The following is a 21,609-nucleotide window of genomic DNA, read 5'->3' on the forward strand; positions in this document are numbered from 1 at the left end:
GGACACGGAGAGCCAGAGTACCCGGGCAACCGTTTGCTCTAGCATCGCAGCATGTCTGGATCAGCCGGCCGCGCCGGAGGGCCGAAGCCGCGCCGGCGGCGACGGCGGCACCGCGGCAGGCGGCTGACCACGGTCGACGAGACCTCGGCAGGCGGGCTCGTGGTCGACCCGGACCGGGAACGTGCGGTGCTGATCGGCAGGCTCGACCGGCACGGCAGACTGCTGTGGTCGTTGCCGAAGGGCCACATCGAGGACGGGGAAACGGTGGAGCAGACCGCAGTGCGCGAGGTGAAGGAGGAAACCGGCATCTCCGCCCGCGTGCTTCAGCCGCTCGGCACCATCGACTACTGGTTCGTCGCGCAGCAGCGCCGGGTGCACAAGACCGTGCACCACTTCCTGCTCGAATCCACCGGTGGCGAGCTCTCCGACGAGGACGTCGAGGTCACCGAGGTCGCCTGGGTCCCGCTGGCCGAGCTGGAGACCACCCTCGCCTACGCGGACGAGCGCAAGCTGGTCCGCGGGGCAGCAGAACTTTTCGCGCCCGACGAGCGCGGCTGAGAGGGAGCACCCGAGTGAAGCGGCCCGCCGCCTTCTTGCTGTCTTTGCTGGTCCTCGGTGCCACGGCGCTGTTCGGCATACCGGCGAGCGCGCAAGAGGAACCAGCCCGGCTGCGGCTCGACCTCGCCCAGCTGTCCCCGCGGATCGTCACCAGCTCGACGCAGGCGATCACGGTGTCCGGCACGGTCACCAACACGGGAGCCCGGCGGATCGCGAAACCACTCGTCCGGCTGCAGGTCGGGGAGCGGATCGCCAATCCGCGCGCGATGAACTCGGTGCTCGCGGGCGACCCGGTACAGGACACTCCGCTCACTGATTTCACCCCACTGGCTGAAGCACTCGAACCGGGGCAGAGCGCCCGGCTGGACATCACGGTGTCGCTCACCGGACCGCGCGGCGCGCTGCTGCCGCGGCCCGGCGTGTACCCGCTGCTGGTCAACGTGAACGGCACGCCGGAGTTCAGCGGCCCGGCCCGGCTCGCCGCGGTGAGCCTGCTCATGCCGGTGCTGTCCGCGCCCGGCCGCACCGGGCAGCCGACGCAGCGGCACACGAATCTCACCGTGCTCTGGCCGATCACCGACAGCGCGCCGCACGTGCTGTCCGCCCCGTTCGGCGTGCCGCTCACGCTCACCGACGACACCCTCGCCGACGAGCTGTCCCCGGGCGGACGGCTGTACGCCCTGGTCTCGGCCGCGCGCGCGGCGCAGGACTCGAACCAGAAGGTGGGCAGCTCGCTGTGCTTCGCGATCGACCCCGACCTGCTGCGCATCGTCGACGCCATGCGGAACGGGTACCGCGTCAACGGCGCGGCCGGGAAGGGGTCCGACGCCGCGGGCAACTGGCTGGCGTCGCTGCGCGTGCTGGTCAACGGCAAATGCGTGCTCCCGCTGCCGTTCGCCGATGCGGACTTGACGACGCTCGGCAAGGTCCGCGGCGCCGACGGCAACCCGGACACCGCGCTGATGACCACCGCGCTGAACGGCGCCGCGACGATCCGCCAGATCCTCGGCAGCGAACCGCGGACCGGGGTGCTGTGGCCTGGCGGAACACCCGATGAGCAGGCACTTTCGGCGATTTCCGGCGGCGGGTTCCAGACCGTGATCGCCGACGGCACGAAACTCCACGCGGGCGGAGACGGCGAGACGGTTTCCGGTGCCGTGACCCTGCCCGGCGGCCTGCGCGCACAGCCCACGAACGGGACCATCGCGCACGGTCTCGCCGGATTCAGCCCGAACCCGTCGACTCCGACGACGTACAGCGGCGCCTCGCAGCGCGCGGTCGCCACGCAGAACGGGCTGGCCGCGATCGCGTTCGAAGCGGGTCTCGGCCGCACCGAAGCAGCAGGCAACCTGCTGGTCGCGCCGCCCCGGCGATGGAACGCGAGCACCGACGAGCTCAACGCCTTCCTCGCCGGAATCGGCCAGCTCACCACCGCGGGCATCACGAACGGGTCGTCGCTCGACAGCCTGCTGCAGAACGCCGCGACCGGCTCCGCCACGCTCACCTCGGGCACCCGCACCGACAGCGCGGTCGCCGACCAGCTCTCCGACCTCGACCGGAACACCGCCGGCCTGCTGTCGGCCATGCGCATCGACGCCACCCGGCGGGTGGAACCACAGGCGGTCATCGCGCCGGTGCGCGACGCGATCGTGCGCGGCAGCTCGACCGCGTTCGGGGTCCCGTCGCCGCTGTCGGCGTCGGCGAACGCGAACGCCGAGCTCGGCGCGATCCGCGACCAGGTCACCGTGGAACAGCCGCGGCAGACGATCGCGCTCGCCTCCGGTTCGTCGCCGCTGCCGGTGTTCGTGAGCAACGACCTCCCGGTCGGCATCACCGCGCAGATCTCGCTGAAGAACAACCTCGGGATCCGGCCGGAGAAGGCACAGAACTGGTTCTTCCCGGCCAAGGGCGGCAAGAACGAGTACCTGCAGATCGAAGCGCTGCGGGCCGGACGGCTGTCGGTCGATGTGTCCTTGACCACCCCGGCGGGCACTCCGCTCGGCACCACCGCCCGCTTCGAGCTGACGTCCACCGAATACGGCCCGATCACCATCATCGTCACGGTCGTGGCTGGTTGCGCGCTGCTTCTCCTGGCGTCCCGGCGGATCTACCGGCGGCTGAAGGAAGGGCGGAACGGCACGCCCTGACTTCGCGACGGACCAAGTGCGTCCGCCCGTTCCCGATTACCCTGGGTCGGCGCTGCCACAATGGCAGGGACCAGGGGAAGCCGAGGATTGGGCACTGTTGGACAAAGAGCCGGGTCAGCCACCCGAGCGTGCGGGCCGTCCCCGGCGGGACGGTGCCCCACCGCGGCGGGACGAGCGCGCCGAACCGCGGCGTCCGGTCCGTCGCCAGCCCCCGCCGCAGAACCCGCCTGCCGACCGCCGCCAGCCCCCGCCCAACGGCACCCGCCGGCTGCCCCTTCCGGACGGCCCGCCGCCCGAACGCGCCCAGCCGCGCCGGGTCGAACCCCGTGATCGGGGCGAACCCCGTGGCGACTCCCGAGGTCGTACCGATCGCGGCGAACCCCGTGCCGTGCCCCGGGAACGAGGCGAACCCCGCCGCCGGGTCCCCCCGCCGAACAGCCAGCCGGGCCCCACCCGGGCCGCGATGCCACCGGTACGCCGCCCGCCCCCGAACCAGCCATCCGGCCAGCACCCGAGCGGCCCGCCGTCGGGCCGCAACCAGCTGCCGCAACCGAACGCCGCACCGCCAGGCCCGCAGCCGCCGGTGCACCGCGGCCGTACCCCGCGCCCGGCGGCGCCGATCCGGCCGTGGCAGGAAGAGGCGATGCGGGACCCGGACGCCACCCGGTTCATCCCGCGCACCTCCGGGGTCCCGATCGCCGCCTCGCGATGGCCGACCGCCGACCCGGACGTGCTGCGCCCGTACGACGCCCTGGCCACCCAGGTCATGCCGCGGCTCAAGGACGCGCCGCTCGCGCGTCCGGTCGAACCGAGCGCGCCGGAGCAGCCGCCGCCGGACAAGACGCCGTCGCTCGCCAAGGCGAGCGGCCGGATGGCGATCGCGTCGCTGATCAGCCGGATCACCGGGTTTCTCTGGAAGCTGCTGCTGGTGGCGGCGATCGGCGCGAGCGTGGCGAACGACTCGTTCAACGTCGCCAACACGATGCCGAACATCATCTTCGAGCTGCTGCTCGGCGGCGTGCTGACCAGTGTGGTGGTGCCGCTGCTGGTGCGGTCGCAGGACGATCCGGACCAGGGCGCGGAGTACGCGCAACGGCTCGTCACGGTCGGGGTCACGGTGCTGTTCGTCGGCACCGTGGCCGCGGTGATCGCCGCACCCGCGTTCACGTCGCTGTACATCGACTCGTCCGGACAGGCCAGCGCCGGCCTCACCACCGCATTCGCGTACCTGCTGCTGCCCGAGATCTTCTTCTACGGCGTGTTCGCACTGCTCTCGGCAATGCTCAACGCGAAGCACATCTTCGGGCCGACGGCGTGGGCACCGGTGATCAACAACATGGTCGTGATCTTCACGATCCTCGTCGTCTGGCTCATGCCGGGCTCGATCGACGTCGACCATCCCTCGATCACCGACCCGAAGGTGCTCACTCTCGGCCTCGGCGTCACCGGCGGCATCGTGGCGCAGGCGCTGATCCTGGTGCCGCCGCTGCTGCGGTCCGGGTTCCGGCCGCGCTGGGTGTGGGGCCTCGACCGGCGGATGAAGGAGTTCGGCGGCCTCGCGCTGTGGGTCGTCGGGTACGTCGGCGTCAGCCAAATCGGGTACACGATCACCACCCGCGTGCTGACCACGGGCACCCCCGGCGGTGTCACGGTGTACAGCAACGCCTGGCTGCTTTTCCAGCTCCCGTACGGCGTCATCGGCGTTTCGCTGCTCACCGCGATCATGCCGCGGCTCAGCCGCGCGGCCGCCGACGGCGACACCCGGAAGCTGATCGGCGACCTGTCGTACGCGTCGCGGATCTCCACCGTCACGCTCGTGCCGATCTCCGCGGTGATGACGATCGTCGGGTCGTCGATCGGCGTCGCGCTGTTCACCTTCGGCAAGGGCTCGCTCGAAAGTGCCGAGCGGCTGGGCGACGCGCTGGCGATCTCGTCGTTCGCGCTGCTGCCGTATGCGCTGGTCATGCTGCAGATGCGGGTGTTCTACGCAATGAAGGACGCCCGCACGCCCACGTTGATCATGATCGTGATGACCGTGGTCAAGGTGCCGATGCTGTTCCTGTGCCCGGTACTGCTGTCCCCGGACAGCGTCGTGATCGGCGTGATGATGGTGAACGCGCTCACCTACGTCGTCGGCGCGATGCTCGGCCAGGTGTGGCTGTGGGTGACGCTCGGCAACCTGCGCAGCAAACGGGTGATTGGCGTGATCCTCTTCACGGTCGTCGCGAGTGTGCTCGGCGTTGCCGCGGCGTGGCTGGCCGGGCTGATCGTGCCGTCGTCACTCGGGGTGACTTTGGGCGCCTGGGTGAAACTTGTCTTGCAGGGCATCGTCGGCATCGGGGTTTCGTTCGGGGTGCTCATGGCGCTGAAGGTCGAGGAGCTGAAGCCGGCCACGTCCAGAATCACCCGTTTGATCAAGCGTGGGTAACGATTGATTCACGACTCGCGACGCCTCCTCCGTGGGTGATCCGGGTACCCTCGGTGCCGGGAGCGCGACGACGGAGAGAAGCGGTGGATACGAGACGAAGCGAGCAGGCGGCCGACGCCGACCGCGCGGGCATCCGTGCCCGGGGCGGGTCGCTGGCCCCGGGACGGGTCGTGGGGGACGGCCGATACCGGTTGCTCGCGCAGTTCGGGGTGGACGAACGGGCAGCCGCGCATTTGTGGCGGGCCCGCGACGGCCAGCTCAAGCGCGACGTCGCGCTCACCCTCCTGGTCGGCGACCCGGCCGACCCGGAGGCGGCCCGGCTCGCCCGGCGCACGCTGGAACGGGCCGCGCACGCGTCCAAGTTCGGGCACGGCGGCGTGGCCCGCGTGCTCGACGTGCTGAGCCTGGGCAGCGGCGTCACCTCGAGTGAGGGCCTGCTCGGCGTCGTCGTGGCGGAGTGGACCAAGGGCAGCGATCTGGTGGACCTGGTCGCGCAGCGGCCGGTGGCCCCCGCCGCTGCCGCGCGCATGGTCCAGGCGCTCGCCGAGGCGGTCGACCACGCGCACCAGAACGGGCTCGTCCTCGGTCTGGACCACCCGCAGCGGCTGCGGCTCACCCCGGGCGGCGCGCTCAAGCTCGCGTTCCCCGGCCCGCTGCCGGAAGCCACGCTGCGCGACGACGTCAAGGCGCTCGGCGCGGTGCTGTACCTGCTGCTCACCGGCCGCTGGGCGCTGCCGGGCGGCCCGCCCGCGATCCCCGCGGCACCCCTCACGCCGCAGGGGCACGTGGTGCCGCCGCGGTCGCTCGTCCCGGCGGTGCCGCCGGAGCTGTCGTCGCTGGCCGTCCGCACGATCGAGGACGGTGGCAGCGGCGGAATCCGTACCAGCTCGGCGATCCTGCGTGTCCTCGACCAGGTGGCCGAGGAGGAGGAGCGCACCCAGCTCATCAACGCGGTGGGCGACCAGAACACCGAGGCCGACGGCACGATCTGGACCACGAAGAAGCCGGTCAAGGATGTCGCCCGGCGGCGGAAGTTGGCCTTCGGCGTCACCGTGCTGGTGGTCGCCACCGTGGTGATCCTCGCGTGGGGCGGGCTGATGCTGATCAACCTGTTCCAGGGCGATGGCAAGGCCGCCGGTCCCACGCTGAACGTCGCGGCGCCGTCGAGCTCGGCCGCGCCACCGCCGGCCAACCCGGCCGCCCCGCCACCGGCGAACAACCAGCCGCCGGCCGCGCCGAAGGTCGGCGAGCCGGTGAAGCCCAAGTCCGCTTCGGTGTACAACCCGAAGGGCGAGGGCGACAACGCCGGGCGCGCGAAGAACACCATCGACGGCAACCCGGACACGGTGTGGCGCACCGACCAGTACCAGCAGCAGCTGCCCGCGCTGAAGCCCGGCGTCGGCATCATGGTGTCGTTCGACGACAAGGTGAACCTGGCGCAGGTCAAGATCGCCGCGGACAGCCCGGGTACGAAGGTCGAAATCCGGTCGGCGGACAGCAAGAACCCGCAGCTCGACGACACCAAGGTGGTCGCATCCGGCGACCTCAACGCCGCGGAAACCACGCTCACGTTGCAGCAGCCGGCCTCGAGCCAGTACTTCATCGTCTGGATCAGCCAGCTCGGCGGCAACGAAGGCGACGGGTTCCTGAGCCAGATCGGCGACCTGACCTTCCTGCCTGCGCAGTGATCGCCGGTCCCACTCAGTAGGCTCTGGCGGGTGACGGCTGCAGCTCCCACGGATGCCGATCTCATCGCGGCCCATGCCGCCGGGGATCCGCATGCGTTCAGCGAACTGGTCCGGCGGCACCGGGACCGCATGTGGGCGGTCGCGCTGCGCACGCTGCGTGATCCCGAAGAAGCCGCGGACGCGCTGCAGGAGGCGTTCATCTCGGCCTTCCGGGCGGCAGGCAAGTTCCGGGCGGAGTCACAGGTCACCACGTGGCTGCACCGGATCGTGGTCAACGCGTGCCTCGACCGGATCCGGCGGAGACAGGCCCGGCCCACCGTGCCGCTGCCGGAAACCGGGCTGAACGAACCCGCCGCACCCGGCGATTCGATGTCCCAGAAGGAAACCAGCCTGCTGGTCCGCCAGGCGCTCGACGAGCTGCCCGAGGACCAGCGCGCGCCGATCGTGCTCGTCGACGTCGAGGGCTATTCGGTGGCCGAGACGGCGAAGATGCTCGGCATCGCCGAGGGCACGGTGAAGAGCCGGTGTGCCCGCGGGCGGGGAAAACTCGCGAAGGTTCTCGGGCATCTGCGGAACCCGGACGCCCCTGATCACGTCCCAACTCACGAAAGCAAACGCAAGCACGCCACTTCGGAGGGGTCCCGGAGTGCCGGGCGAGCCCAGCGCTCGCCGGGGAACGGGGAGGGACGATGACGGACGAGAGCCGGGGGGCGGGCGGGACCATCGGGCCGCCCTGGTCTGTCGACCTGCTCGCCGACCTCCACGCCGGGGTCCTCGACGACCACGAGGCCGCGCAGCTGTGGCCGCGGGTCAACGCGGATCCCGAGGCCCGCGCGATCATCGAGGCCCTCGAAGCGACCACGGCGGACCTGTCCGCGCTGGCCACGGAACCGGCGCCGCCGATGCCCGCCGAATTCGCGGCGAGAATCGACGCGGCGATCGCTGCCGAGTCCACTGCGCGGCAGGCAGCCACGTTTCCGGCCGCTGAGCCGGCCGCGCCTGTTCTGCAGCCGGTCGCGCCGGTGGTGGACCTGTCGGCGGCGCGGCGGAGGCGGAACCGGCAGCTCGGCTGGGGCGCGGGGATCCTGACCGCCGCCGCGGCCGCGGTCGTGGCTGTCACGCTGGTGGTTCCGGGTACGTCCACGAACGACGGCACGCCGAATGTCGCCGCGCCCGCGCCCGCTGGTCCTTCGGTGGGCGGCGACGGCAGTGGCGCTGAGGCGCTGCTGGGCGGTGGCCTCGGCGTACGCGACTACGGTCCGCTGAAAGACCAGGAGCGGCTTGACGCGTGCGTCACGGCCGCCGGAATGGATGCGAATGTGCGACCGGAGGGCGTGCGGCCGGTGAATGTGGCGGGCAAGGCCGGGGTGGTGGCGATCTACACCACGGGCAAGCTCGCGCAGTTCCGGCTCGTCGCATTCGGCGCGGACTGCGGCCCGGGGAACGCGGACAAGCTGTTCGACAAGGTAGTCGGCGGGTAGTAGTACCCGTCACCACCGGGAACACCGCCACCTACGATCGTGTTGAGCCAGATGCACTGGTCGCTACGAGCGGAGGGTTGACGGGTGGCTGCCGAGGAAATCAGGAACCTGATCATCGTAGGGTCGGGTCCTGCCGGGTACACCGCCGCGGTCTACGCGGCGCGGGCACAGCTCGACCCGCTGGTGTTCGAGGGCACGCAGTTCGGCGGTGCGCTCATGACCACCACTGAGGTCGAGAACTTCCCGGGCTTCCGCGACGGGATCCAGGGCCCTGACCTGATGGAAGAGATGCGCAAACAGGCCGAGCGGTTCGGCGCCGAGCTGCGGTCGGAGGACGTCGAGTCGGTGGAGCTCACCGGCGACGTCAAGTACGTCGTCGCGAACGGCAAGCGCTACGCGGCCCGCGCCGTCGTCCTCGCCATGGGTGCCGCCGCGCGGTACCTGAAGGTGCCGGGCGAGCAGGAACTCCTGGGCCGCGGCGTGTCCGCCTGTGCGACGTGCGACGGATTCTTCTTCCGGGACCACGACATCGCCGTCGCCGGGGGTGGCGACTCGGCGATGGAGGAGGCGACGTTCCTCACGAAGTTCGCGAAGTCGGTCACCATCGTGCACCGCCGTGACGAGTTCCGGGCGTCGAAGATCATGCTCGAGCGCGCCCGCGCGAACGACAAGATCAAGTGGCAGCTGAACTCGCAGATCACCGGGGTCGAGGGCGACGGCAAGGTGTCCGGCCTGAAGGTGGCCGACACGAACACCGGCGAGGAGAAGACGCTGGACGTCACCGGGTTCTTCGTCGCGATCGGCCACGACCCGCGCAGCGAGCTGGTGCGCGGCCAGGTCGACGTCGACGAGGACGGGTACGTGATCACGCAGGGCCGCACGTCGTACACGAACCTGCCGGGCGTGTTCGCCGCCGGTGACCTCGTGGACCGCACGTACCGGCAGGCCATCACCGCCGCGGGGTCCGGCTGCAGCGCGGCCATCGACGCCGAACGATGGCTGGCGGAGCACGGCGAGGAGCACGCGCACGAGACGCCGGAACTGGTCGGCGGCGGTTACGGCGCCGGCGAGCACTGACTTTTCCCACCGAGTTGAAGGAGCAAGGATGGCCAACACCGTGAAGGTGACCGACAAGTCGTTCGCGGACGACGTGCTGACCAGCGAGAAGCCGGTACTGGTCGACTTCTGGGCGACCTGGTGCGGTCCGTGCAAGATGGTCGCGCCGGTGCTGGAGGAGATCGCGGCGGAGAACGGCGAGAAGCTGACCGTCGCGAAGCTCGACATCGACGAGAACCCGAACACGGCGCGTGACTACCAGGTGATGTCGATCCCGACGCTGATCCTGTTCCAGGGCGGCAAGCCGGTGAAGCAGATCGTGGGCGCGAAGCCGAAGGCGGCACTGCTGTCCGACCTCGCCGACGTACTCTGAATCCGTCCACCCGCTGAGAACCCGGGCCTGCGGTGATGGCATCGCAGACTCGGGTTTTCGCGCGTTCGGGTGGCAGTGGTCACGCAGACGTACTTGGGGCACCTCCCCCATCGGGGCTCACCCACCGTGCGGCGCACCGACCGGGCCTGCGTCCTCACCGAGAGTTCACAGGGCACAATAGGTGCCTGGGCTTACTCCCTGTCCGGGTTTCTGTTTCGCATCGAGCCGTTTTCGGTGCCCGAGGAAGAGCGAGGAGTGCATGCGGGTACTCCGCCGCGGTGACGCCGGTCCCGACGTCGCCGAGATCAGGTCGATCCTTGCCGGGATGGATCTGCTCCCGCCGGTGGCGGGGACCGAGCGGTACAACACGTTCGACGGTGCGGTGGAGCAGGCCGTACGGGCGTTCCAGCAGCGGCGTGGGCTCATCACCGACGGGGTGGTGGGCCCGGCGACGTATCAGTCGCTGAAGGCCGCGAGCTATCACTTGGGGAGCCGCCCGCTGCAGTACCTTTTGTCGTCGCCGGTCAGCGGCGACGACGTTTTCACCCTCCAGGAACGGCTCACCGAGCTCGGCTTCGACGCCGGCCGCCCGGACGGCTACTTCGGCCCGCAGACGGAACGCGCCCTGCGCACGTTCCAGCGCGACATGCGCCTGAACGCCGACGGCATCTGCGGCCCGGCCACGATCCGCGAGCTGCACCGCCTGTCCTCCCCGAGAGCCCGCGGCGGCCGCCCGGTGTTCCTCCGCGAGCAGGAACAGGTACGTCAAGCAGGCCCCCGCCTGCGCGGCAAGCGCATCGTGATCGATCCAGGTCATGGCGGCGAGGACCTCGGTGTCGTGGCCGGCGGCCTGCGCGAGGCGGATATCGCGTGGGACCTGGCGCGCCGCCTGGAAGGCCGGATGCAGGCAACCGGCATGGAAGCGCTGATTTCACGCGGCCCGAACCACAGCCCCACGGACTTCGAACGCGCCCGCTTCGCCAACGACGCGGGCGCAGACTTGTTCTTGTCGCTGCACAACGACGGCAACCCATCGCCGCGCGCGCAGGGGGTGGCGAGCTTCCATTTCGGCACGGGCAACGGCACGACGTCGACTGTGGGCGAGCTGCTGGCAGGCTTCATCCAGCGGGAAGTCGCAGCCCGCACGGGCCTGCTCGACTGCCGCACGCACTACAAGACGTGGGAAATCTTCACCCGCACGCGCTGCCCGGCAGTCCGAGTGGAAATCGGCTACCTGACCAACCCGGACGACGCCCGCCGCCTAGGGGATCCGGCCTTCCGCGACGTGGTGGCGGAAGGCATCCTGATCGCGGTGAAACGCCTGTACCTGCTGGGAGAGGGCGACCAGCCGACGGGGACGTTCACGTTTGCGGATGTCCTGGCACACGAGCTGGCCAAGGCTGAGTAGGTTCTGGGGCTTTTTTCGGGGGCCTGACCTCTCTTGTTGGCTTGACCCGGTTTTGGCCACCTCCGACTCGTCGCTGGCCGGGGCCTGGCTGCATTGCCCGGTGCCCCTCTGGCGTTGCAGGGTTGCCCGACGTCGATCCGAGCCGACTTCGCGACGGCGCGACCTCCGCTAGGCCTGGCTCGCGCTGGCTCTGGTCGCGCTCAGCCAACTCGCGGTGGCGCGGGGTCGATTCACGCCAGTCGAACCTCGCTGCGCCGACTCGCGCCGATGCGATCTCACTGCGCCGACTCGTACCGGTGCGATCTCACTGGTTTGCCCGGCCGCTCCACGCTGGCCACCAGCAGTCCAGCGAGCCCCGATTGCCGAGTCGACGCCCCTTCTTCCCGGCTGATCACCCTCGAGGCCTTCGCCAGCCGACGAACCTCGCTGAGCCTTCCCCGCCCCCGACCTCGCCGCACCGGCTTCGTTGATTCCCCACCAACACCCACTCCACGTCGTCCCGGACCTCGAAACGCCTCGCTCACGGGCCCAGCACGCCTACATCCCACCGACACACGCCCCTCGCCCCCTAAGCCCGGAGCCGCCCGTATCGCCCCCACTCAGCACCGACGCCCCCACAACGACGACCCACTCCCATCACGCGGCCCCCACACCCGCCCTAGGCCCGACCCCCGCCACATCCCCGGGCCCGCACGGCCACTACTGAACGTAACCAAGATCCCGCACCCACCGGCCCACCACACCCGCACCGCCGACGAGCCCACCCCTCGCCCCCACCCAAACCCGATCACCGGCAGCCGAGCGCCCACTCCACCCACCACACCCCCAACAACCGGAGCCACCACACCGCTTGACCGCAGCCACAACAACTTGCGCCCCACCGCGCCAGCACCCACCACACCTGGGGGCAGCCTCCGCCCTCCCAGGGGGGCGTCCCCAAATCCAGTCTACCCATCCACAGGTTTTCCACTGCCTCTATCTGCAATCTGTGGATAACTTCGGGACTCTTCCACAGTTGTGCACAGGTACCAGGAGTGGGTGTTTTGCTGGCGGCGAGAAGGTGGTATGGGAGGTTTCCCGGAGGCGGCGCCAGCGTCGGCGGCGGTAGTTCGCAGCAGGAAGAAGTGCGGCGGGTGGCCCCGGGCTGACCTCGGTTGATGCGGTTCGTTCGGCGATCGGGACGGCGGAACGAGATTCTTTGGCGAGTCGGGAGCGGCGCCGGAGGTGCGGGGAAATCGACGGGGAGGCACGGACGACGAATACAGACAGTGACCGTCAATGAGGGGTGGCCGCCGGGACGGGCGGTGCGTCGGCGGTGCGGGCAATACCGTCCGGATCGGGGCGAGCGACAGCGACAAAGCCGCGGGCGAAACTCGCGGTCCACGAACTCCAGCAACAAGGAGCGAAGGGACCCCTCAAGCCCTGCCGAGGCTTGGTTCTGCGGTTGTGATCGTCACCTGGCCCAGTAGCCGTTCGAGGGCGGCCTCGACGTCTTCCTTCCACGTGATCGCCGAGCGCAGTTCCAGTCGTAGCCGCGGGTACTTCGGGTGCGGGCGCACCGTCTTGAAGCCCACGCTCTGCAGGAACGCCGACGGCAGCACGCACGCGTGCTGGCCGAGCGGGTCCTCCTCGTCCGGCATGGCGTCGCCGAAGGATTCGATGGCTCGGACGCCTCGTTTGGTCAGGTCTTTCGCCACGGCTTGCACCAGCATGCGGCCGAGGCCGCCGCCGCGGAATTCCGGCAGGATCTGGAATGCGGTGAGCAGGACGGCGTCGGCGCTGGGTGGTGACGTCGGGAACGCCGCCGAGCGCGGGACCGCGTTCGGCGGGGCATACAGCACGAAACCGACCGGCAGTGTGTCGCTGTAGACGATGCGGCCGCACGAGCCCCACTCCAGCAGCACGCTCGACACCCAGGCTTCCTTTTCGACCTCGGTGGAGCCGTACTCCTCGGCCTGCGCCTTCAGGTGCGGGGCAAGCTCCCAGTACACACACTGCCGACAGTTTTTGGGCAGATGCTCGAGGTTGTCCAGTGTGACGCCAACCACGCGACGCGACACCCGTGACCTCCCTGGACCCCGTGACTCCGGCTTCAAGACCCGCAAGAGCGCAGGCAGCACCGGAAGAACCACCCCGAGGATAGGCCGATGTGACAAGCGCCGGAAGAGCGGGAAGCCGGAAGAGGCCCCGGTTACACTCGATGGATCTACCCGCAGGTACCTACCGAACCCTCAGGTGTCCGATGACCGAGAACCGTCCCGCCAAGCCGCAGAGCGGCCGCCATAATCTCGACCCTCATCTCGACCGGTACGCAGCACGTACCGCAGGGATGACCGCATCCGAGATTCGCGCGCTTTTCGCAGTGGCTAGCCGGCCGGAGGTCGTTTCGCTCGCCGGGGGGATGCCGAACCTCGCCGCGTTGCCGCTCGACACGCTGTCGGCACAGGTCGGCGAGATCATCGCGACCGAGGGGCTTGTCGCGCTGCAGTACGGGTCCGCGCACGGCGTTCCTGCGCTGCGCGACCAGATCTGCGAAATCATGTCCCTCGAAGGGATCAAGGCGCACCCCGACGACGTCGTGGTCACGGTCGGTTCCCAGATGGGCCTCGACATGGTCACCCGGCTTTTCTGCGACCCGGGTGACGTCGTGATCGCCGAAGGACCGTCGTACGTCGGCGCGCTCGGCTCGTTTTCCGCGTACCAGGCGAATGTCGTGCACGTCGCGATGGACGAGCACGGGCTCGTGCCCGAAGGGCTGCGCGAAGCGTTGCGGCAGACGGAAAAGGCCGGTAAACGCGCCAAATTCCTTTACACCATCCCGAATTTCCACAACCCGGCCGGTGTCACGCTGGCGCTCGACCGGCGCGCGGAGATCGTGGAGATCTGCCGCGAGTACGGCGTGCTCATCGTCGAGGACAACCCGTACGGCCTGCTCGGTTTCGACGGCCAGACGTACCCGGCGCTGCGCTCGCTCGACCCGGACAACGTCGTGTACCTCGGCTCGTTCTCGAAGACGTTCGCCTCCGGCCTCCGGGTCGGCTGGGTGCTCGCGCCGCACGCGGTGCGCGAAAAGCTGGTGCTGGCAGCGGAATCCGCGACGCTGTGCCCGCCGACGTTCAACCAGATGATCGTCTCGCGGTACCTCGCGACGCACGATTGGAAGGGCCAGGTCAAGAAGTTCCGGGAGAACTACCGCGAGCGCCGCGACGCGATGTTGTCGGCGCTGCAACAGTATCTGCCTCCCGGCTGCTCGTGGACGAACCCCGACGGCGGCTTCTACGTGTGGGTGACAGTGCCGGAAGGCGTTGACACCAAAGCAATGTTGCCCCGCGCGGTCACCGCGCGCGTGGCGTATGCGTCGGGTACCGGCTTCTACGCCGACGGTTTCGGCTCCCGCCAGATGCGGTTGTCGTACTGCTATCCGACGCCGGAGCGCATCCGCGAGGGCGTGCGGCGGCTCGCCGCCGTGCTGGAGTCCGAAATGGACCTCAGCCGCACTTTCGGTAGCGTGAAGGCACGCACCATCCCGGGGCCAGAGACCCCGTCTCCGGACACGGTCTGACCGGCCCCCCAGCAACACTAAGGAGTTCCCACGGTGGTCGACCGTACCGTTGCCGTGCTCGCCGGCGGGCTTTCCCACGAACGTGACGTCTCGCTGCGGTCCGGGCGACGGCTGTCCGCCGCGCTGCGGGCCGAGGGGCTCACGGTGGAGGAGTGGGACACCGACGCCGGTCTGCTGGAACGGCTGCGCAACCAGCGGCCGGACGCGGTGGTCGTCGCGCTGCACGGCGGCGAGGGCGAGAACGGGTCGGTGCAGACCGTGCTCGAGATGCTCGACGTACCGTTCGTCGGCACCCACTCCCAGGGCTGCCGTCGCGCGTGGGACAAGCCGTCCGCGAAGGCGTTCATCCAGCAGGCCGGATTCGCGACGCCGGACTGGATTGTGTTGCCGCACAGCACTTTCCGCGAGCTGGGCGCGCAGTCGGTGCTCGACGCGATGGTCGACCGGCTCGGGCTCCCGATGATCCTGAAGCCGGACCAGGGCGGGTCCGCGCTGGGTACCCAGGTGGTGCGGGAGGCGGCGGAACTACCCGCGGCGATGGTCGGCTGCTTCGCGTACGGCGACACGGTGCTCGCGGAACGGTTCGTGGACGGCGTCGAGGTGGCCGTCACGGTCATCGAAGGGGAGAACGGGGCTGAGGCCCTGCCTGCGGTCGAGATCGTGCCGGAGAGCGGCGTCTACGACTATGCCGCGCGCTACACCGCAGGTCTCACCGATTTCTTCACCCCCGCGCGAATCTCCGCGGAAGCGGAGAAGGCGGTCGGCGAGCTGGCCGTCGCCGCACACAAGTGGCTCGGGCTGCGCGACATCTCCCGCACCGACGCGGTCATCACGCCGGACGGGGGAGTGCACTTCCTCGAGGTGAACCTGTCGCCGGGGCTGACCGAAACCTCGACGGTGCCGATGGCCGTCGAAGCTGCCGGGAAGACGCTCGGTTCGGTGTTCGCGGATCTCGTCGCCCGCGCGGTCGCTCGAGCGAACTGAAGCGGTGCGGGGTGGGCGGCGGCCCTCCCCGCACCGGCGTTTCCGGCAGGCACTCAGTGTGATTGCCGCTGACCGTGTGCGCAATCATCACCGTGACGAAACGACCGTGGGTCGATCCCTAGTCGGTTTCGCTGTCCGAATTCGCCGGTTTTTCGCCCGAGTTCGCGTCGATGATCGAGACGATCCGCTCGAGGTCGTCGACCGACCCGAACTCGAGAACGATGCGTCCCTTGCGCCGTCCGAGGTCGACTTTCACCCGGGTGTCGAAGCGATCGGAGAGCCGGTTCGCGAGTTCCTGCAACCCGGGCGCCTGGATCGGCTTGCGCGGCGCGGCCTTCGGCTTGGCCGGTTTCTCACTCTTCTTCAGCGTGACGGCTTCCTCGGTGGCGCGCACCGACATGCCTTCCGCGACGATCCGCGCCGCCAGTTCTTCCTGGCTTTCCGGATCTTCCAGCGACAGCAGCGCGCGGGCGTGCCCGGCGGACAGCACTCCGGCGGCGACCCGGCGCTGCACGGGGAGGGGGAGTTTGAGCAGCCGGATGGTGTTCGTGATGACCGGACGGCTCCGGCCGATGCGACCGGCGAGCTCCTCGTGCGTCACCGCGAACTCGTCGAGCAACTGTTGGTACGCCGCCGCTTCTTCGAGCGGGTTCAGCTGGACGCGGTGGATGTTCTCCAGCAACGCGTCACGCAACATCGACTCGTCGGCGGTCTGCCGCACGATCGCCGGGATCGCCTCGAGCTCGGCCTGCTGCGACGCCCGCAGCCGGCGCTCGCCCATGACGAGCTCGTACTCGTCGTTGCCGAGTTCCCGCACGACGATCGGCTGCATGAGCCCGAACTCGCGGATGGAGTGCTCGAGTTCGGCGAGCGCTTCCTCGTCGAATACCTGCCGAGGCTGCTTCGGGTTGGGCTTGATCGCGCTGACCGGAATCTCGCGGTAAACCGCACCGGCGACCTCGCCGCTGACCGGATTCGCCGCACCGTTCGCCGCGAACCAGCCCTTGTCTTCGCGCACCACCTTCTCCGCAGGCGTACCGCCATCGCCTGCCGGAGGCGCGGTCGGCCCGGTCGGGATCAGGGCCGCGAGCCCGCGGCCGAGCCCTCCTCTGCGCTCAGTCATGTGGTGCTGCTCCTCTCATCGTTCGCGCCCCGCTCGGCGATCTCCTTCGCCGCGTCGAGGTAGCTCATCGCTCCGCGCGAACCGGGGTCGTAGGCGAGCACCGTCTGGCCGTAGCCGGGCGCCTCGGACACCTTGACGCTGCGCGGGATCACGGTTTTCAGCACCGTGTCGCCGAAGTGGTTCCGGACCTCGTTGGTCACCTGGTCGGCCAGCTTCGTGCGGCCGTCGTACATGGTGAGCAGGATCGTCGACACGCGGAGCTCGCGGTTGAGGTGCTGCTGCACGAGCTCGATGTTGCTCAGCAGCTGCCCGAGACCCTCGAGTGCGTAGTACTCGCACTGGATCGGGATCAGCACCTCCTGCGCCGCCACCATCGCGTTGACGGTGAGGAGACCTAGCGACGGCGGGCAGTCGATGAAGACGTAGTCGACGCCGAGCTGGTCCAGCATCTCGGACGACAGCGCCTCCTTGAGCCGCGTCTCGCGGTTCGCCATGGAGACCAGCTCGATCTCCGCGCCCGCGAGGTCGATCGTGGCGGGCACGCAGAAGAGGTTCGGCGACTGCTCGCTGTTGGCGGCGGCGTCGACAATCGAGACCTCACCGATGAGGACCTCGTAGATCGACGGTGTCCCGGACCGGTGGTCGATGTCGAGCGCGGTGCTCGCGTTGCCCTGCGGGTCGAGGTCGATCACCAGCGTCTTCAACCCATGCACGGCGAGCGCCGCCGCCAGGTTGACGGTGCTCGTCGTCTTGCCGACGCCACCCTTCTGGTTCGCAACGGTCAGCACGCGGCGCCGCGTCGGACGGGGGAGTTCCCCTTCCTTCGGATGCAACACGCTCGCGGCCCGGACGGCTTCTTCGGCGATCGGCGTCCAGCCCATCTCCTGGCTGGCCTGTGCGGAGTCGGACGGTGGGGGATTCACCGGTCTCGACACCTCCTCCTGATAGACGATTCGTGGGCGTTCGCACCGCGATGTTTCACGTGGAACGACGCGGTCGTTGTCGTTCGTTAGCTCCGCCTGCCGCGTGGCCGGGTCGGCTTAGACGGTAGGCGACGGATCAGGACCACCGTGCTGGGGACTTCGAGTACAGCCTTTCCACATTCGGCGATCACCGGGTCGGCCCCGCCGGCCTTGCGGACCGCGTCGCGGTCGCGGGAGATCTCCTCGGCCGCACTGGCACCTTTGAGGGCAACCAGCCGACCTTCGGGACGAACCAGGGGAAGGCACCAGCCCGCGAGCCGAGCGAGGGGAGCGACCGCACGAGCGGTGACGACATCGGCGCCACCCAGCTGCTCGCGCACGGACCGCTCTTCCGCGCGTCCACGGACGATGGTGATCGGGAGTTCCAGCTTCTCGGCGACCTCGGCCAGCCAGTCGACCCGGCGAGCCATGGGTTCCAGGAGAACGATAGCGAGGTCCGGTCGAGCGATCGCCAGCGGTACACCCGGAAGCCCGGCACCCGACCCGACATCGACCACCCGCACCCCGGACGGGATCTGCTCCCCGATCACCGCGGAGTTCAGCACGTGCCGCTCCCACAGCCGATCCACCTCGCGCGGCCCGATCAACCCCCGCTCGACCCCGTGGGTCGCCAGCAGCTCCACGTACCCAGCGGCTTGATCGACGCGCTCCCCGAACACCTCCACCGCCGCGGTCCGGAACGTCCCGGTGGCGCCGTCCAAGCTCACTACTTCCACTCCTCGCTCCGCGCGTTTCACGTGAAACGCGCTCCTTCGATTGTCCCTGATGCGGACGCCAAATCGAGCCGACAGACCGCAACTGTGGACAACTCCACTCGAGTCGCCGAGTGATCCACAGGGTGGTTTCACGTGAAACGGGGACGCGGGTGGGAGTCGCGCGGTTTCACGTGAAACGCCATGGTTGTAATTCGATCGACGGTGGGGTGGTTGATCGCGCCGGGTGTCGAGCGCGGCAAGAGGAGGGGATGGGAGCCGGGAAGACGAAGGTGACGGCAGAAGTGGGACTTCCGCGGCGTGGCATGGCGAGGGGTGGGGGACATGCCGTCGCAAGGCAGTGCGGAGCATCCGGTCGCCGACGCAACGCGGTCGGCATGGCGGCGTGGCGACAGCGGGACGTCGAGCGGGAGGAGCGGACGGGCAGGGCCGGGGCGGACGGGATGGCTGGCCAGTCGGAGAGAAGGCGAACCCCGACAGGTGCGCCGCGCCCCTCAAGCAACCAACAGTCCACCGCACTGACCCCGCCCGGTCCAACCCCGTGTCAGAGAGCCACAGCACACAAAAGCGCAAAAGAAAGCGGCCCACCGGAATCACCGGTGGACCGCCTCTGCTCAGTACTCCCGAAAACCCTTACTCCTCCGGGAAGATCACCACCCGGCGCTTCGGGTCCTCGCCCTCGCTCTCGCTCGTGACGCCCTTCACGGTTGCCACTGCGTCGTGGACGACCTTGCGCTCGAACGGGCTCATCGGCTGCAGCCGGACGCGCTCGCCGTTCGACAGCACCGACTCGGCCGTCGAGCGGCCCAGTTCGCGGAGCTCCTCGCGGCGGTCGGCTCGCCAGCCCGCGATGTCCAGCATCAGGCGGCTGCGCGAGCCCGTCTCCTGCTGGACTGCCAGGCGGGTGAGCTCCTGCAGCGCTTCGAGCACCGTGCCACGGGTGCCGACCAGCTTCTCCAGGTCCTCTCCGCCGTCGATGCTCACGATGGCGCGGCCTGCTTCGACGTCCAGGTCGATGTCGCCGTCGTAGTCGAGCAGGTCCAGCAGGCGCTCGAGATAGTCGCCGGCGATGTCACCTTCCCGCACGAGGGTGTCGTCGTCACCGCCCTGCTTCGGTTCGGCCAGTGCGCTTGTTTCGTCCTGATCGGCGTCGATCGTGTCGACCGTCTCCGACATCTTTCGTCTCCTCTCCGAACCGGTTCGCGTCAGCGACGCTTCCGGCCCGACTTCCTGTTCGAGTCCTTGAGGAGTCCGGGCACCCCGGTGCCGTTCTCCTTCGATCCGTTCGGGGACTGCTTCGGCGCGCTGTCCGTGCCGTCGCCAGAGTCGGCGGCCTTCTTCTCCGAGGACGCGACACCACCGTCAGAAGAACCCGACGACGTCTGCGCGAACCCGTGCGCCGAACCGGCCTTGGTCACCTTGCGCTGCTGCCCCTGCTGCTGGTTCTTCTTCTGCTGCACCGGCTTCTGCCCGACCCGCGGCGCGGTCGGCTTCTGGCCCGGCTTCGGTCCGAGCGACGCGCGCTTCTCGGCGGCTTCTTCCTTGCGGGCGGTCTCTTCCTTGTCGATCCTGGTGTAGACGATGCGCTGCTGCATCAGCGTCCAGCCGTTGTTCGCGAGCCAGTAGAAGAGCAGGCCCAGCGGGAAGAACGCACCGAACACGAGCACGCCGAGCGGGAAGATGTACATCGTCAGCTTGTTCATGATCGCGGTCTGCTGGCTGCCCGCCGCGGCCGCGTTCTGCCGGGACACCGAGTGCCGCGCGGTGAGGTGCGTGGCGATCGCCGCGACGATCATCAGCGGCAGCGCCACCGGGAGCACGTTCCAGTGCCAGCCGCCGTTCGCGACGTTACCGGCGACCGCGCCGACGCCGTTGTTGACCGCCTCGCCCAGGTTGACGCCGAACAGCTTGGCGCTCGTGTAGGACACGACGTCGTGCTCGGTGAAGAAGTAGTTCTCGGTCTTCGGGCCGCCGCCGGGCGGCGGGAAGGTGAACGCACGGAGCACGTGGTTCAGGCCGATGAAGACCGGGATCTGCAGGATCATCGGAAGACAGCTGCCGAGCGGGTTGACGCCGTGTTCGCGCTGGAGCTTCTGCATCTCCTGCGCCTGGCGCTGCCGGTCGTTCGCGTACTTCTTCTGGATCTTCTTCATCTCCGGCGCGAAGTCCTGCATCTTCTTCATCGACCGGACCTGGTTCACGAACGGCTTGAACATGATGCCGCGCACGGTGAACGTGAGGAAGATGATGCCGAGGATCCAGGAGATAGCCGTGGCTTCCCCGAAGGCGAACCCGAAGACCTTGTGCCAACACCACAAGATGAAGGACACGGGGTAGTAGATGAAATCGAGCACTGAGCTACTCCTCGATCGGTGTTTCAGGCATGCGGTGTCGCCACGAGAACTTCTCGGGCACGGGGTCGCGGCCGGGCAGGGTCCACGGGCCGCAGCGAAGCAGCCGGCGCAGCGCGAGGTAGGAGCCGCGAGCCGCGCCGTGGCGGGTCAGGGCTTCGACCGCGTACGCGCTGCAGCTCGGGTAGAACCGGCAAGCCGGCGGGAGAAAGGGCGAGATCGCCTTGCGGTAGAACCGCACGGGAAGGAGCAGTACCCACGCGACCGGGCCCGGCCGGGGTGGCTTCTCTTCCACGGGTGGAACATCCTGCTCGGGGGTGGCTTCCATGGCCGTTTACACCGCTGATCCGTGATCGGGGGCCGTGCCCTGCTGGCGCGGCTGCCGGGGAGCATCGGACCCCGGCGCCGGAAGACCGAGCCGGCGCAGTGCGGCGTCGAGATCGGCGCCGAGCTCCGCGCTCGAGGCAGCCGCCGCCGGAGGCAATGCCCGTACCACCAACGAGCTGCCCGCGGGCAGTGTTCCGAGCCGGGCGGAAACGAGGTGCCGCAGCTGCCGGGTGACCCGGTGGCGCACCACCGAGTTGCCGACGGCCTTGCTCACCACAAAACCCGCCCTGGCCGTCGCGGGGACGGCCACGGACGGGTCCGTGGTCAACGCGTGGACGACGAGCCGGCGCCTGCCTGCCCGGGACCCCCGCCGGAGGACGACCCGGAAGTCCTCACTCCGCCGCAGACGTGCAGCAGCGGGCAGCAC

19 protein-coding genes are annotated in these 21,609 nt (G+C 69.3%); 11 read left to right on the forward strand and 8 right to left on the reverse strand.

What is annotated here, in order from left to right:
* Positions 1 to 51: 51 nt before the first annotated feature.
* The 9 genes from OO71_RS20450 (at position 52) to OO71_RS20490 (ending at position 11,139) form a co-directional block, all read left to right on the forward strand.
* A complete protein-coding gene (locus OO71_RS20450) occupies positions 52 to 558 on the forward strand; it encodes an NUDIX hydrolase (RefSeq protein WP_033291430.1) in 507 nt (168 codons plus the stop codon).
* 14 nt (positions 559 to 572) lie between these two features.
* On the forward strand, positions 573 to 2,705 hold the full coding sequence (locus tag OO71_RS20455; protein ID WP_033291431.1) for a DUF6049 family protein: 2,133 nt from the start codon (positions 573 to 575) through the stop codon (positions 2,703 to 2,705).
* A gap of 643 nt (positions 2,706 to 3,348) precedes the next feature.
* Positions 3,349 to 5,133 carry a murein biosynthesis integral membrane protein MurJ gene (gene murJ, locus OO71_RS20460; RefSeq protein WP_245633731.1) on the forward strand — a complete coding sequence of 595 codons (1,785 nt, stop codon included), beginning with the start codon at positions 3,349 to 3,351 and terminating at the stop codon, positions 5,131 to 5,133.
* An 83-nt stretch (positions 5,134 to 5,216) separates the two neighbouring features.
* The gene (locus OO71_RS20465) at positions 5,217 to 6,821 is read left to right on the forward strand and encodes a protein kinase family protein (RefSeq protein ID WP_033291432.1); all 1,605 of its coding nucleotides are present in this window, start codon (positions 5,217 to 5,219) and stop codon (positions 6,819 to 6,821) included.
* Between the two features lie 30 nt (positions 6,822 to 6,851).
* The gene (gene sigM / locus OO71_RS20470; protein WP_033291433.1) at positions 6,852 to 7,514 is read left to right on the forward strand and encodes an RNA polymerase sigma factor SigM; all 663 of its coding nucleotides are present in this window, start codon (positions 6,852 to 6,854) and stop codon (positions 7,512 to 7,514) included.
* Positions 7,511 to 8,302: a hypothetical protein gene (locus OO71_RS20475; protein WP_033291434.1), complete on the forward strand. Its 792-nt coding sequence runs from the start codon at positions 7,511 to 7,513 to the stop codon at positions 8,300 to 8,302. Before sigM ends, OO71_RS20475 begins: the two co-directional genes overlap by 4 nt.
* 84 nt (positions 8,303 to 8,386) lie before the next feature.
* Entirely contained in the window at positions 8,387 to 9,379 is a 993-nt protein-coding gene (gene trxB / locus OO71_RS20480) for a thioredoxin-disulfide reductase (protein ID WP_033291435.1), read from the forward strand.
* 28 nt (positions 9,380 to 9,407) lie between these two features.
* A complete protein-coding gene (gene trxA, locus OO71_RS20485; RefSeq protein ID WP_033291436.1) occupies positions 9,408 to 9,731 on the forward strand; it encodes a thioredoxin in 324 nt (107 codons plus the stop codon).
* 259 nt (positions 9,732 to 9,990) lie between these two features.
* Complete coding sequence (locus OO71_RS20490; RefSeq protein WP_033291437.1) at positions 9,991 to 11,139, forward strand: N-acetylmuramoyl-L-alanine amidase; 1,149 nt, start codon at positions 9,991 to 9,993, stop codon at positions 11,137 to 11,139.
* 1,415 nt (positions 11,140 to 12,554) lie between these two features.
* Here OO71_RS20490 and OO71_RS20495 read toward each other — a convergent pair.
* Positions 12,555 to 13,199, reverse strand: a complete 645-nt coding sequence (locus tag OO71_RS20495; protein WP_033291438.1) for a GNAT family N-acetyltransferase — start codon at positions 13,197 to 13,199, stop codon at positions 12,555 to 12,557.
* A gap of 182 nt (positions 13,200 to 13,381) precedes the next feature.
* Here OO71_RS20495 and OO71_RS20500 point away from each other — a divergent pair, with 182 nt between their 5' ends.
* On the forward strand, positions 13,382 to 14,701 hold the full coding sequence (locus OO71_RS20500) for an aminotransferase-like domain-containing protein (protein ID WP_033291439.1): 1,320 nt from the start codon (positions 13,382 to 13,384) through the stop codon (positions 14,699 to 14,701).
* 33 nt (positions 14,702 to 14,734) lie between these two features.
* Positions 14,735 to 15,685: a D-alanine--D-alanine ligase family protein gene (locus OO71_RS20505; RefSeq protein WP_033291440.1), complete on the forward strand. Its 951-nt coding sequence runs from the start codon at positions 14,735 to 14,737 to the stop codon at positions 15,683 to 15,685.
* 118 nt (positions 15,686 to 15,803) lie between these two features.
* Here OO71_RS20505 and OO71_RS20510 read toward each other — a convergent pair whose 3' ends face one another.
* The 7 genes from OO71_RS20510 to rnpA form a co-directional block, all read right to left on the reverse strand.
* Entirely contained in the window at positions 15,804 to 16,808 is a 1,005-nt protein-coding gene (locus OO71_RS20510; protein WP_033291441.1) for a ParB/RepB/Spo0J family partition protein, read from the reverse strand.
* On the reverse strand, positions 16,805 to 17,731 hold the full coding sequence (locus tag OO71_RS20515; RefSeq protein ID WP_033291442.1) for a ParA family protein: 927 nt from the start codon (positions 17,729 to 17,731) through the stop codon (positions 16,805 to 16,807). Before OO71_RS20515 ends, OO71_RS20510 begins: the two co-directional genes overlap by 4 nt.
* Positions 17,732 to 17,817: 86 nt before the next feature.
* Complete coding sequence (rsmG, locus tag OO71_RS20520; protein ID WP_033291443.1) at positions 17,818 to 18,498, reverse strand: 16S rRNA (guanine(527)-N(7))-methyltransferase RsmG; 681 nt, start codon at positions 18,496 to 18,498, stop codon at positions 17,818 to 17,820.
* Between the two features lie 639 nt (positions 18,499 to 19,137).
* Positions 19,138 to 19,680 carry a Jag family protein gene (locus tag OO71_RS20525; RefSeq protein ID WP_033291444.1) on the reverse strand — a complete coding sequence of 181 codons (543 nt, stop codon included), beginning with the start codon at positions 19,678 to 19,680 and terminating at the stop codon, positions 19,138 to 19,140.
* Positions 19,681 to 19,709: 29 nt separating this feature from the next.
* Complete coding sequence (gene yidC, locus OO71_RS20530) at positions 19,710 to 20,858, reverse strand: membrane protein insertase YidC (protein WP_033291445.1); 1,149 nt, start codon at positions 20,856 to 20,858, stop codon at positions 19,710 to 19,712.
* A gap of 4 nt (positions 20,859 to 20,862) precedes the next feature.
* A complete protein-coding gene (gene yidD, locus OO71_RS20535; protein ID WP_033291446.1) occupies positions 20,863 to 21,183 on the reverse strand; it encodes a membrane protein insertion efficiency factor YidD in 321 nt (106 codons plus the stop codon).
* Positions 21,184 to 21,189: 6 nt separating this feature from the next.
* On the reverse strand, positions 21,190 to 21,609 hold the full coding sequence (rnpA, locus tag OO71_RS49005) for a ribonuclease P protein component (protein WP_033291447.1): 420 nt from the start codon (positions 21,607 to 21,609) through the stop codon (positions 21,190 to 21,192).

The organism is Amycolatopsis jejuensis, assembly GCF_000717335.1.
Lineage (GTDB): Bacteria > Actinomycetota > Actinomycetes > Mycobacteriales > Pseudonocardiaceae > Amycolatopsis > Amycolatopsis jejuensis.

Excerpts from the sequence above, each read along its gene's own strand:
- OO71_RS20450 (WP_033291430.1), top strand. The coding sequence starts at position 52 with ATGTCTGGATCAGCCGGCCGCGCCGGAGGGCCGAAGCCGCGCCGGCGG.
- murJ (WP_245633731.1), top strand. The coding sequence starts at position 3,349 with ATGCGGGACCCGGACGCCACCCGGTTCATCCCGCGCACCTCCGGGGTC.
- OO71_RS20475 (WP_033291434.1), top strand. The coding sequence starts at position 7,511 with ATGACGGACGAGAGCCGGGGGGCGGGCGGGACCATCGGGCCGCCCTGG.
- trxA (WP_033291436.1), top strand. The coding sequence starts at position 9,408 with ATGGCCAACACCGTGAAGGTGACCGACAAGTCGTTCGCGGACGACGTG.
- OO71_RS20490 (WP_033291437.1), top strand. The coding sequence starts at position 9,991 with ATGCGGGTACTCCGCCGCGGTGACGCCGGTCCCGACGTCGCCGAGATC.
- OO71_RS20500 (WP_033291439.1), top strand. The coding sequence starts at position 13,382 with ATGACCGAGAACCGTCCCGCCAAGCCGCAGAGCGGCCGCCATAATCTC.
- OO71_RS20510 (WP_033291441.1), bottom strand. The coding sequence starts at position 16,808 with ATGACTGAGCGCAGAGGAGGGCTCGGCCGCGGGCTCGCGGCCCTGATC.
- OO71_RS20525 (WP_033291444.1), bottom strand. The coding sequence starts at position 19,680 with ATGTCGGAGACGGTCGACACGATCGACGCCGATCAGGACGAAACAAGC.
- yidD (WP_033291446.1), bottom strand. The coding sequence starts at position 21,183 with ATGGAAGCCACCCCCGAGCAGGATGTTCCACCCGTGGAAGAGAAGCCA.